Source organism: Actinacidiphila rubida (assembly GCF_900110255.1).
Classification (GTDB): domain Bacteria; phylum Actinomycetota; class Actinomycetes; order Streptomycetales; family Streptomycetaceae; genus Actinacidiphila; species Actinacidiphila rubida.
Map to the genome: position 1 here is coordinate 36,708 of NZ_FODD01000037.1, position 12,371 is coordinate 49,078.

Consider the following 12,371-nt stretch of genomic DNA (forward strand, 5'->3'; position numbering starts at 1 on the left):
CGGGCCCCGAGGTACGCGCCCGCACCCCCATTACCCCCGCGCCCCGCCGGAACCCGGGGCCCGGCCCGTCGCGGGGCGGGAGCTAGCTCGTCGCGGCCCTGCCGGTGGGGGTGCCTGCGTCGGCGACGGACGCGTGCTCGGGCTCCGGCTCCGCGGGCGGGAGGGCGGGAAGGGGCGAGGCCGGGAGGGCGGACAGAGGCGCATCCGGGAGGGCGGGCAGAGGTGCGTCCGGCGCGGCGGAGGCGCCGCGGGCGGCGGCCGTCCGGGCGGGGCGGGCCGGCCGCTGCCAGCCGCCCTCGCCGCGGGCCCGCAGCCAGGTCGTGGCCTCGTCGGGCGGCATCGCGGCGGCGACCAGCCAGCCCTGCACGGCGTCGCAGCGCAGGTCCCGCAGCCGCTCCCAGGTCTCGTCGTCCTCCACGCCCTCGGCGACGACCATCAGGCCGAGGGAGTGCGCCAGGTCCACGGTGCAGCGGACGATCTCGGCGTCCTCGGGGTCCACGACCAGCCGGGCCACGAACGAGCGGTCGATCTTCAGCTCGCTGACGGGCAGCCGGCGCAGGTGGACCAGCGAGGAGTAGCCGGTGCCGAAGTCGTCCAGCGACATCTTCACGCCGTGGCCGGTGAGCGCGTTGAGCGTCTCGGCGGCCCGCTGCGGGTCCTCCAGCAGCACGTGCTCCGTGATCTCCAGCTGCAGGCAGCCGGGCGGCACCCGGTGGTGGGCCAGGCGGGCGGCGACGGCTCCGGCGAAGCCGGGGCTGTGCACGTCGCGCGGCGACACGTTGACGGCGACCGGCACGTCGATCCCGGCCTCGCGCCAGCGGGCGATCTGGGCCAGCGCGGTGTCCAGCACGTACTCGGTCAGCTGGGGCATCAGGCCGGACGTCTCGGCCATGGCGATGAACTCGTCGGGGTTGACCCGGCCGCGGTCCGGGTGCTCCCAGCGCACCAGCGCCTCCAGGCCGGCGACCTGGCCGTCGAACCGCACCTTGGGCTGGTAGTGCAGCTCCACCTCGCCGGCGTCCAGGGCGCGCCGCAGGTCGCCGAGCAGGCCCAGCCGGTCGGGGGTGTTGCCGTCGCGGGTGATCTCGTAGACCTCGACGCCGCTGCGGTCCCGCTTGGCCTGGTACATCGCGACGTCGGCGCGGCGCAGCAGGCCCTCGGCGTCCAGCGCGTGGTCCGGGAAGACCGCGACCCCGGCGCTGGCCTCCAGCACCAGGGTCAGGCCGTCGAGCCCGATCGGTGAGCCCAGTGCCGCGACCAGGGCCCTGGCGACGCGCTGGGCCCGGGTCGGCGAGTCGCAGGCCGGCAGCAGCACGGCGAACTCGTCGCCGCCGAGCCGGGCCGCCTCGGCGCCGCGCGGCAGCGCCAGCCGCAGCCGGTCGGCGATCTGCAGCAGCAGCCGGTCGCCGGCGAGGTGGCCGAGGGTGTCGTTGACCGAGCGGAACTTGTCCAGGTCGATGAGGATCAGGCCGACCCGGCCGGCGCCGGGCGTGGTGCCGCCGTCGGCGAGGCCGGGCTCCTTGGCCCGTTCCGCCGCGACGTCGATCGCCGACCAGGCGCGTTCCAGCAGCCACTGGCGGTTGGGCAGCCCGGTGAGCGGGTCGCGCAGCTGCTCCTCGGCACGGGCGTGGGCGATCCACAGGGTGGAGTCGAGCGCGATCAGCGGCACCGAGAACAGCGGCAGCAGCGACGGCTTGTCGCAGGCCACGACGAGGATCAGCGGGGAGATGCCGAGCAGGGCGACGCCGACCATGCCCTGCCGGACCAGTGCGGTGCGGGCCACCGTCGGCAGGCCGCCGCTGCGCGGCGCGAAGGCCCACCACAGCAGGGCGCGGGTGGCGGCCAGGTAGGCCAGTCCGGTGACGCCCACGGTGACGGCGGCGGTCGCCGACCACGCGTCGGGCACCCACGGGTGCTCGACCGAGGGAGAGGTGCCGAAGGCCCACAGGGCCAGCGCGCCGGCACCGATGCCGAGGATGTCGATGGCGCCGTGCAGCACGGCCTGCCGCCAGCGGTGCCGGCGGGCGGCGCCGACCAGGACCACCACGGCGAGGCTGACCAGGACGGCGGGGACCCAGCCGTAGAGCATCAGCATGGCCAGGGTGAGGGCGGCGCCGGAGCCGGTGCCGCCCCACCAGCGGTCGCGGCCCATGGCCACCAGGTGGCCGACGATGATGCCGGTGAGGAACGCGAACGCCCAGCCCACCGTGCCGCCGGGGAAGAGGGCGTGACCCTCGTTCAGCAACCGGACCACACCGGCCAGCAGGGCGGTCGCGGCGACGGCGGTGAGTGCCCGCCGGGCCAGCGGCCCGGGACGGGCGGGGAGTACGGACGGGCGCACGGCGGGGCGTCCCAGCAGGGGCGCCGCTCGGGCGCTGTCCGTTGATTCCATGCCCGTCCCTCTCACTGCCCTCTTGCAAGCAGGTACCTCGCGCCGATACCCCTGGGCGATGCCCCGCTTCAGGTGTGGTGCACGGTTGTTGCCGGGATGGCGCGCCGTTCCACAGTAGGCCGCGAGGCGGTGGCGCGAGCACCGAACGACTGCCATTGCCGAAGGCGACCTGCGGAGTCACCGTATTCTGATATGGGCTGATCGGGTGACAAGTTCGGCTTCTTCAGGCCGATTCACCGTCACTTTCCGCCGGATTCACCGCGACGCCGCGTGCCGCCTCGGGTCCCTGTTCGAGCAGGACGGCGAATCCGTCCTCGTCGAGGACCGGGACCTTCAGCTGCACGGCCTTCTCGTACTTCGAGCCCGGGTTGTCGCCGACCACCACGAAGTCCGTTTTCTTGGAAACCGAACCGGTGACTTTCGCACCCCGGCCGCCCAGCGCCTCCTTTGCGCCATCCCGGGTAAAGGAGGCGAGGGTTCCGGTCACCACCACGGTGAGTCCTTCGAGTGGCCGCGGGCCCTCGTCCGAGCCCTCCTCGGTGAACCGCACGCCGGCCGCGCGCCATTTCTCGATGATCTCCAGGTGCCAGTCCTCGGCGAACCACTGCTTGACGGAGGCGGCGATGGTGGGCCCCACCCCGTCGACCGCGGCCAGCTCCTCCTCGGCGGCGTCCCTGATCCGGTCCAGGTCGCGGAACTCGCGGGCCAGCGCCTCGGCGGCGACCGGGCCGACGTGCCGGATGGACAGGCCGGTGATGATCCGGGCCAGCGGGCGGTCCTTGGCGGCCTCGATGTTGTCGAGCATCGCCAGCGCGTTCTTCTTCGGCTCGCCCTTCTGGTTGGCGAAGAAGCTCACCACCTTGGGCTCGCCGGTGGCCGGGTCCCGCTTGGGCAGGCCGGTGTCCTGGTCCAGCACGTAGGAGCGGATCGGCAGCAGCGTGTCGATGTCGAGGGTGAACAGGTCGCCCTCGTCCTTCAGCGGCGGTTCGGCGTCCAGCGGCTGGGTCAGGGCGGTGGCCGCGACGTAGCCGAACGCCTCGATGTCCAGGCAGCGGCGACCGACCAGGTAGTACAGGCGCTCGCGCAACTGGGCAGGGCAGAAGCGGGCGTTGGGGCAGCGCAAGTCGACGTCGCCCTCCTTCATCGGCTGCAGCGCGGTGCCGCAGTCCGGGCACTCGGCGGGCATCACGAACTCCCGCTCACTGCCGTCCCGCAGGTCCGCGACCGGGCCGAGGATCTCGGGGATCACGTCGCCCGCCTTGCGCAGCACCACCGTGTCGCCGATCAGGACGCCCTTCTTCTTGACGACGTCCTGGTTGTGGAGGGTCGCGAACTCGACCTCCGAGCCGGCCACGTGCACCGGATCGACCACCGCGTACGGGGTGACACGGCCGGTGCGGCCGACGCCGACCCGGATGTCGACCAGCTTGGTGTTGACCTCCTCCGGCGCGTACTTCCAGGCGATGGCCCAGCGCGGCGCGCGTGAGGTGGAGCCGAGCCGGCCCTGCAGCGGGATCTCGTCGACCTTCACCACCACGCCGTCGATCTCGTGCTCGACGTCGTGCCGGTGCTCGCCGTAGTAGGCGATGAACTCCCTTACGGCGTCCAGGGAGTCGACGACCTTGTTGTGCCGGGCGGTGGGCAGGCCCCACTCGCTCAGCAGCTCGTAGGCGTGCGACTGGCAGTCGATGGCGAAGCCGCGGCGGGCGCCGATGCCGTGCACGACCATCCGCAGCGGGCGGGTCGCGGTCACCCGCGGGTCCTTCTGCCGCAGCGACCCGGCCGCGGCGTTGCGCGGGTTGGCGAAGGGCTTGTCGCCCGCCTCCACCAGCCGGGCGTTGAGCTCCTCGAACTTGTCCCCGGGGAAGTACACCTCGCCGCGGATCTCGACCAGCTCCGGTACCCGCTCGCCGGCCAGCCGGTCGGGGATGTCGGCGATGGTGCGCACGTTCGTGGTGATGTCCTCGCCGGTGCGGCCGTCCCCGCGGGTGGCGGCGCGGGTCAGCCGGCCGTTCTCGTACGTGAGGTTGACCGCGAGGCCGTCGACCTTGAGCTCGCACAGGAAGTGGTACGGGCTGCGCTCGTTGCCGGGCGGGCCCAGCTCGGCGGCGACCCGGTCGGCCCAGGTGGCCAGTTCCTCGTCGGTGAACGCGTTGTCGAGGGAGAGCAGCCGCTCGATGTGCTGGACGCTGGCGAAGTCCGTCTCGTAGGCGCCGGCCACCTTCTGGGTGGGCGAGTCCGGGGTGCGCAGCGCCGGGTGGCGCTCCTCGATCCCCTCCAGCTCCCGCAGCAGCCGGTCGAACTCGGCGTCGCTGACGACCGGCGCGTCGTTGACGTAGTAGCGGAAGCGGTGCTCCTCGATCTGCTCGGACAGGCGGGCGTGCTGCTCTCGCGCCTCGGCGGGGATCTCCGCGGGGGCTGCGTCCTCCTGGGCTGCCACGATTCCGTCCTTCCTCACTCAGGGTTGTCGACGAGCGAGCGTGCCGCCTTCGCGCAGTGCACGAGCGCGGCACGGGCATAGGCCGGCGAGGCCCCCGCCAGACCGCAGGACGGGGTCACGGCGACGGCGGACCCCATGTCCCCCGGTGCCAGTCCCAGCCTGCGCCACAGCGCCCGAACACCACTGACGCTACCGGCAGGGTCTGACAACGGGGCATCCTTGCCGGGCACGACACCGGCGAAGAGTGCGGTGCCGGCCTCGGCCGCCTCACCGAAGGCATCCCAGTCACGCTCGGTGAGCAGATCGAAGTCGAAGGAGATGCCCGCGACCCCGGCCCGGCGCAGCAGCGCGAACGGCACCTGCGGGGCGCACGAGTGGACGGTGACGGGGACGCCGGCCGCCTGGATCACGTCCCGCAGCGCGCCCTCGACGACCGCGCGGTCGACCGCGCGGTAGGTCCGGTAGCCGCTGGCGCTGCGGATCCGGCCTTCGAGGACGGCGGTCAGCGACGGCTCGTCGAGCTGGAGCACCGGCCGGGCACCGGGCACCCGACGGGCGATCCCGGCCAGGTGCGCGGTCAGGCCCTCGGTGAGCGAGGCGGCCAGGTCGCGGCAGGCCCCGGGGTCGGACAGCGCGGCCTCGCCACCGCGCAGCTCCACGCCGGCGGCGAGCGTCCACGGGCCGACCACCTGGACCTTCAGCGGCCCTTCGTAGCCCTGGGTGAACTCCTCGAGCGCGTCGAGGTCCTCGCCGAGCCAGGACACCGCGCGCCGGGTGTCGCGGCCGGGCCGGTCCCCGAACCGCCAGCCGCTGGGCTCCAGCCGGGCGTACAGCTCCGCCAGCATCCCCAGGGTGCGGCCGATCATGTCGGCGCCGGGTCCGCGTGCGGGCAGTTCGGGCAGGAACGGCAGTCCCGCGACCGCCTCGACGGCGACGCGGGCGGCCTCGCGGGCGTCCGTGCCGGGCATCGAGCCGATCCCGGTCGCGGTCCCCTCGGGCAGGCTGAGCTGGGTGTCCGTGGTCACGCCCGAAAGGGTAGTGGCTGCCGGGCGGCGGCCCGCCCGGGCCCTCGGCGGCTCACGGCGGCCCGTTCCAGATCAGCGAGAGGTGCACGCCGTAGACGGCGGAGGCGATCGCCGCGGTGCTCAGGGTGTACACGATCGTGCGGCGGTGGGTGCGGGCGAGCACCCGGGCCAGCGGGATCAGCAGCGGGAAGGCCGGCAGCAGGAAGCGGGCGCGGGCGATGTAGACGCCCTTGCCGAGCCCGACGACGGCCAGCAGCGCGCCGCTGAACAGCAGCAGCGGCAGCGGCTGCCGCTGCACCACGCACAGCACGAACAGCGCGAAGCAGGCGATCACGACGAGGGTGACGGCGACGTACGCGACGGGGATGTCGGCGCCGCGCTGCCCGAGGAACACCCAGCGGATGCGGCGCAGCAGGTAGCCGCCCTTGCTGAGCTTGTTGCCCCACGCGGACTGGACCGCGAAGTAGCCGTCGGCGCGGTGCAGCCGCACGCCGACCCAGATCACGAACGTCAGCCAGCCCGCGGGCGCGAGCAGCAGCGCCAGGCCGGGCCGCCAGGCCCGCCGCCACCAGTCGCCGCCGGCCCGCGCCTCGCGCAGCACCGCCAGGCCCGCGACCGCGCAGACCGCGGCGGCCAGGGCGATGCCGGTGGGCCGGGTGAGTCCGGCGAGCGCGGCGAGCAGTCCGGCGCGCACCCAGTGCCGGCCGAGCACCGCGTACAGCGCGCCGGCGCACAGCGCGGTGAACAGCGACTCGGTGTACGCCATGCTCTCCACCACGGCGTGCGGCAGGCAGCCCCAGAGCACCGCCAGGATCGTCCCGGTCCTGCGCCGGTACAGCCGGTTGCCGACGAGGAAGATCAGCCACGCGGCGGCCAGCGACGCGGCCATGGACACCAGCCAGGCGGACTTGGCGGGCCCGGTGGGCAGCAGGGCGTCGGCGATCCGGCACAGCCACGGGTACAGCGGGAAGAACGCCAGGTTGCTCCAGACGTGCCAGCCGTGCGCGGTGACGTCGAGGGTGTGGTCGTAGCCGTGCTGGGCGACGTCGAGGTACCAGCGTGAGTCCCACGACCCGTAGAGGACGGTGCCGGGCGAGGTGCCGCGCCGCTTGGCCAGGTAGTAGAGCAGCCCGATGCCCAGGGCGCGGGCGGTGGCGTAGCCGAGGAGCGCGGGGGCGGCCAGCCGGACGGCGGCCTCGGCACGGCGGCGCAGGTCCCGGCGGGCGCCGGCCGGTGCGGTCCGGGGTGCCGCGGTCGCTTGGGCCATGGTCGTCCGCTCCCTCGGATCGGTGGGGCGCGGACGACCCTACGGTCCGGGGGCGGACGACACGGCGGCGGACGGGCGCGCCTAGGCCCGATGAGAGCCCGAGATGCACACGGTCGGGTGACGGGGGCCCGGGCACCCGGCGGGAGGGGCCGCCAAGGGGAACGCGGGCCCGGCACGGCCGGCGGGACCGGCGGGCCCGACGGGGCGTCAGGCCAGGCCGGGCCGCACGGTCAGGTCGGTGATCAGGGCGTCCCGCGGCAGGTCGACGGCGGTGAGCACCGCCGTGGCGACGGACTCCGGGTCGATCCAGCGGGCCGCGTCGTACGCCTTGCCCTCCTGCTGGTGGACCTTGACCTGCATGGGCGTGGCGGTGCGGCCCGGATAGACGGTGGTGACCCGCACGCCGTGCTCCTGCTCCTCGGCCCGCAGCGAGTCGGCCAGCGCCTTCAGCCCGTGCTTGCTCGCGGCGTACGCGGACCACTGGGCGTGCGCGGCCAGTCCCGCGCCGGAGTTGGCGAACACCACGTGGCCGCGGCCCAGACGCAGTTGGGGCAGCACCAGCCGGGTCAGCTCGGCGGGACCGACCAGGTTGGCGGCGAGCGTCTCCTGCCAGATCTTCGGGGTGAGGTCGCCGACCGGGCCGAGCTCGACCACGCCCGCGATGTGCAGCAGGGTGTCCAGCCGGTCCGGCTGGGCCTGGTGGCCCAGTGCCCAGGACAGCCGTCCGGGCTCGCCGAGGTCGCCGACGAGGGTGCGGGCGCCGGCGTGGGCGGCCTCCAGCTCGCGGGCCCGTCCGGCGTCGCGGGCCAGCAGCCACACCTCGTCGCCGCGGTCCAGCAGGCGGCGGGCGAGCGCGGCGCCGATGCCGGAGCCGCCGCCGGTCAGCAGGTGGACGCGGGGGCCGGTCGTGCCGGGCGCGCTCACACCTGCTCCTGGAGGTAGGCGAGGGCGGCGGCGCCGTCGTCGGCGAAGTGGACCAGGTCGGCCAGCGGCAGCGGCAGGAAGCCCTCGGACTCCATCCGCCGGAACTGCTGCTCCAGGCCGTCGTAGAAGCCGGCGCTGTTGAGGACGACGACGGGCTTGCGGTGCATCCCGTGCTTCTTCAGCTCCAGGATCTCGGTGGCCTCGTCGAGCGTGCCGGTGCCGCCCACCATGACGACGATCGCGTCGGAGCGCTGCAGCAGTTCGGCCTTGCGGTGCGCGAGGTCGCGGGCGATCACCATCTCGTCGGCGTCCTTGCGCGCGACGTCGTGCAGGAACTCCACGGAGACGCCGATGAGGCGCCCGCCGGAGGCCTGCACGGCGTCGGCGACGACCTTCATCAGGCCGGACTCCGAGCCGCCCCACACCAGGCTGTGGCCGCCCTCGCCCATGAGCCGGCCGAACTCCTTGGCGGGGACGGTGTACTGCTCGCCCAGATCGGCGGCGGACAGGAACACGCCGATGTTCATACGGTCACCGGGGGTTTCTCCTCGACATGGCGGATGGTGGCCGCGATCGTCGCGGAACCGACGACGCGGGTGCCGTCGTAGAGCACGACGGCCTGACCGGGCGCGACCCCGCGCACCGGCTCGGCGAAGGACACCCGCAGCTCGTCGCCGACCGGCTCGGCGGTGACGGGGACGTCGTCGCCGTGGGCGCGCAGCTGCGCGGTGTACGCGGCGGGGCCGGTGGGCGGGGTGCCGCACCAGCGGGGGCGGATGGCGGTCAGGGCGTGGACGTCGAGCGCATCGGCGGGGCCCACGGTCACGGTGTTGCGCACCGGTGAGATGTCGAGCACGTAGCGGGGCTTGCCGTCGTCGGCGGGCACCCCGATGCGCAGGCCCTTGCGCTGGCCGACGGTGAAGCCGTAGGCGCCGCTGTGGGTGCCGAGCCGGTTGCCGTCCTCGTCGAGGATGTCGCCCTCGGCGGTGCCGAGGCGGCGGGCCAGGAAGCCCTGGGTGTCGCCGTCGGCGATGAAGCAGATGTCGTGGCTGTCGGGCTTGCGCGCGACGGCCAGGCCGCGGCGCTCGGCCTCGGCGCGGATCTCGTCCTTGGTGGTGAGGGTGTCCCCGAGCGGGAACATGGCGTGGGCGAGCTGCCGCTCGTCGAGCACGCCGAGGACGTAGCTCTGGTCCTTGGCCGCGTCGCTGGCGCGGTGCAGTTCACGGCCGCCGTCGGGGCGTTCCACGACCGTGGCGTAGTGGCCGGTGCAGACCGCGTCGAAGCCAAGCGCGAGCGCCTTGTCGAGCAGCGCGGCGAACTTGATCTTCTCGTTGCAGCGCAGGCACGGGTTGGGGGTGCGGCCGGCCGCGTACTCGGCGACGAAGTCCTCGACGACGTCCTCGCGGAACCGCTCGGCGAGGTCCCAGACGTAGAAGGGGATGCCGATGACGTCGGCGGCGCGCCGGGCGTCCCGGGAGTCCTCGACGGTGCAGCAGCCGCGGGCCCCGGTGCGGAAGCTCTGCGGGTTCGCGGACAGCGCGAGGTGCACGCCGGTGACGTCGTGCCCCGCCTCGGCGGCCCGGGCCGCCGCGACCGCGGAGTCCACTCCGCCGCTCATCGCGGCGAGCACCCGCAGCCGCTTGCCGGGGGCGGTCCTTGGGGTCTCGTTCACCTCACCAGGGTAACGGGCGGGGCGTGACCCTCCGGCCCCAGCCTTCCGGGCCTTCCGGCCTTCGCCTGCCTTCTCCTGCCTTCTCCTGTCATCTCCGTCGGCGTCCCGCTCGAGCCGGGAAGACTGAGCGGGCGCTTAGCGTTGCCACCCTCGAGTCTGGACACAGGGTGACTACCGACGGGTAACATAGCGATCATGGCAACTGCAGCGGCCCGCGCGGCCATCGGGGACAGCGAGTTCGACCGCGACACCGCGGTCGTGCCCAGGGACGGCGAGCCGGGGACGTACGACATCGACCTCTCCCCCGGCTGGACGATCATCGCCGCGGTCAACGGCGGCTACCTGCTGGCCGCGGTCGGGCGGGCGCTGCGCGACGCGCTGCCGCACCCCGACCCGCTCACCATCACCGCCCACTACCTCACCGCGTCCCAGCCCGGCCCCGCCGTGATCAGGACGCAGACGGTGCGCACCGGGCGGACCATGTCCAGCGGCCAGGCGTCGCTGTTCCAGACCGACGAGCAGGGCCGCGAGGTCGAGCGGATCCGGGTCATCGCCGGCTACGGCGACCTGGACGCGCTGCCCGACGACGTCCGCACCTCGGCCACCCCGCCCCCGATGCCCGCCTACGAGGACAGCGCCGCCTCCGACGACGCCCCCGGCGGCAGCCCCGTCCCGGGCGCCACCTCGTTCCTCGACCGGATCGACCTGCGGCTGGACCCGGCGACCGCGGGCTGGGCGATCGGCATGCCGTCGGGCGCCGGCGACATCCGCGGCTGGCTGGGCCTGGCCGACGGCCGCGACCACGACGCGCTGTCGCTGCTCCTCGCGGTCGACGCGCTGCCGCCGACCGCGTTCGACCTCGGCCTGAAGGGCTGGACGCCGACCCTGGAGCTGACCGTGCACCTGCGGGCGCGTCCGGCGCCCGGCCGGCTGCTGGTCTCGCTCACCACCCGGAACCTGGCGGGCGGGCTGCTGGAGGAGGACGCGCAGGTCTGGGACGGCGCGGGCCGCCTCGTCGCGCAGGCCCGGCAGTTGGCCCGCGCACCGCGCGGCTGAGCCGCCGCCCGCGACAGGGCGGGACCGGGGGCCCGCCGGCCGCCGTAGAATCGCTGGACCATGGCCTACTTCGACCACGCCGCCACCACGCCCATGCTCCCGGAGGCGGTGCAGGCGATGACCGCCCACCTGACGGTGACGGGCAACGCCTCCTCGCTGCACGCCGCCGGGCGGCAGGCCCGGCGCACCGTCGAGGAGTCCCGCGAGGCCCTGGCCGCGGCGCTCGGCGCCCGGCCCAGCGAGATCGTCTTCACCGGCGGCGGCACCGAGTCCGACAACCTGGCGGTCAAGGGACTGTTCTGGGAGCGGCGGGCCGCCGACCCGGGCCGGGTCCGGGTGCTGGCCAGCCCGGTCGAGCACCACGCGGTGCTCGACGCGGTGCACTGGCTGGCCGACCACGAGGGCGCGGTCGTGGAGTGGCTCGCGGTCGACGAGGTCGGCCGGGTCCGCCCGGAAGCCCTGCGGGCCGCGATCGAACGGAACCCCGACGACGTCGCGGTGGCCACCGTGATGTGGGCCAACAACGAGGTCGGCACGATCATGCCGGTTCGTGAACTGGCCGCGGTGGCAGCCGAGTTCGGGGTACCGCTGCACTCCGACGCGGTCCAGGCGTTCGGTCAGGCCGAGGTGGACTTCGCGGCCAGCGGCCTCGACGCGATGACGGTCACCGGGCACAAGATCGGCGGCCCCTACGGCGTCGGCGCGCTGGTCCTGCGCCGCGAGGAGACGCCGGTGCCGCTGCTGCACGGCGGCGGTCAGGAGCGCAGCAGGTCGGGCACGCTCGACGTGCCGGCGATCGCCGCGTTCGCGACGGCGGGCACGCTGGCCGCGGAGCGCCGGGCGGAGTTCGTCCGCACCGTGGGGGCGCTGCGGGACACGCTGGTGCGCGAGGTCATGGCCGCGGTGCCGGACGCCGTGTACAACGGCGACGCGTCGCAGGAGGGGCGGCTCGCCGCCAACGCGCACTTCACGTTCCCCGGCTGCGAGGGGGACGCGCTGCTGCTGCTGCTCGACGCGCAGGGCATCGCCTGCTCCACCGGCTCCGCCTGCACTGCCGGAGTGGCTCAGCCGAGCCATGTGCTGCTCGCGATGGGTCAGCCCGCGGAGGCCGCGCGGGCGACCCTCCGCTTCTCGCTCGGCCACACCTCCACTCCGGAGGAGGTCGCTGCGCTGGCCTCGGCGATCGGGCCCGCCGTCTCCCGCGCCCGCACCGCCGGCCTGACCTAACCCTCCGCGCCCACCGCCCCGCCCTGCCCGGGCGCGCATCCACCTGACGGTGTGCGGTCCGCTCTGTGCGGGCAGCGTCCACCTGACCGTGTGGGGTTCGCCCTGTGGGGGCGAAGGGTCACCACCAGGGGCGCGGGGAACTGCGCGGGCAACCGGCCACCGGCCGGTGGTCCGGAGACGACAGCAACAGCCCCTTTGGGGCGGTGACGAACCGCGGCGCCGCGGTGGCTGGTCGCGCTGGGGGCACCTCCCGGCCGGAGGCTGGGCGACCCCGCACCCCTGATGGTTGCCCTTCGCCCGCACAGGGCGAACCGCTGCCCACGGCAGGGGCAACCGCATCACCGCGAAGGTGAAGGCCGCCCGCGCAG

General features: G+C 74.4%; 9 protein-coding genes. 2 read left to right on the top strand and 7 right to left on the bottom strand.

Annotated elements, in window-relative coordinates; genetic code table 11:
* Positions 1–82: 82 nt before the first annotated feature.
* The 7 genes from BMW99_RS30055 to mnmA all read right to left on the bottom strand — a co-directional run bounded on the left by BMW99_RS30055 (position 83) and on the right by mnmA (position 9,720).
* A complete protein-coding gene (locus tag BMW99_RS30055) occupies positions 83–2,392 on the bottom strand; it encodes a putative bifunctional diguanylate cyclase/phosphodiesterase (protein ID WP_079176234.1) in 2,310 nt (769 codons plus the stop codon).
* Positions 2,393–2,615: 223 nt separating this feature from the next.
* Positions 2,616–4,832, bottom strand: a complete 2,217-nt coding sequence (ligA, locus tag BMW99_RS30060; protein ID WP_069466868.1) for an NAD-dependent DNA ligase LigA — start codon at positions 4,830–4,832, stop codon at positions 2,616–2,618.
* 14 nt (positions 4,833–4,846) lie between these two features.
* Positions 4,847–5,857 (bottom strand): methionine synthase, encoded by a 1,011-nt coding sequence (locus BMW99_RS30065; protein WP_075017920.1) that lies wholly within the window; start codon positions 5,855–5,857, stop codon positions 4,847–4,849.
* A gap of 52 nt (positions 5,858–5,909) precedes the next feature.
* Positions 5,910–7,124 carry a glycosyltransferase family 39 protein gene (locus BMW99_RS30070; RefSeq protein ID WP_075017921.1) on the bottom strand — a complete coding sequence of 405 codons (1,215 nt, stop codon included), beginning with the start codon at positions 7,122–7,124 and terminating at the stop codon, positions 5,910–5,912.
* 207 nt (positions 7,125–7,331) lie between these two features.
* Positions 7,332–8,048: an SDR family oxidoreductase gene (locus BMW99_RS30075; RefSeq protein WP_069467315.1), complete on the bottom strand. Its 717-nt coding sequence runs from the start codon at positions 8,046–8,048 to the stop codon at positions 7,332–7,334.
* Positions 8,045–8,575, bottom strand: coding sequence for an LOG family protein (locus BMW99_RS30080; protein ID WP_069467314.1), 531 nt, complete (start codon positions 8,573–8,575; stop codon positions 8,045–8,047). The genes BMW99_RS30075 and BMW99_RS30080 overlap by 4 nt, the downstream gene beginning before the upstream one ends.
* Complete coding sequence (gene mnmA / locus BMW99_RS30085) at positions 8,572–9,720, bottom strand: tRNA 2-thiouridine(34) synthase MnmA (RefSeq protein WP_218108537.1); 1,149 nt, start codon at positions 9,718–9,720, stop codon at positions 8,572–8,574. Before mnmA ends, BMW99_RS30080 begins: the two co-directional genes overlap by 4 nt.
* Positions 9,721–9,915: 195 nt before the next feature.
* Between mnmA and BMW99_RS30090 the strand changes: the two genes are divergently transcribed.
* On the top strand, positions 9,916–10,776 hold the full coding sequence (locus BMW99_RS30090; protein ID WP_075017922.1) for a thioesterase family protein: 861 nt from the start codon (positions 9,916–9,918) through the stop codon (positions 10,774–10,776).
* Between the two features lie 60 nt (positions 10,777–10,836).
* Positions 10,837–12,003 carry a cysteine desulfurase family protein gene (locus BMW99_RS30095; RefSeq protein ID WP_069467494.1) on the top strand — a complete coding sequence of 389 codons (1,167 nt, stop codon included), beginning with the start codon at positions 10,837–10,839 and terminating at the stop codon, positions 12,001–12,003.
* The last annotated feature ends 368 nt before the right edge of the window (positions 12,004–12,371 follow it).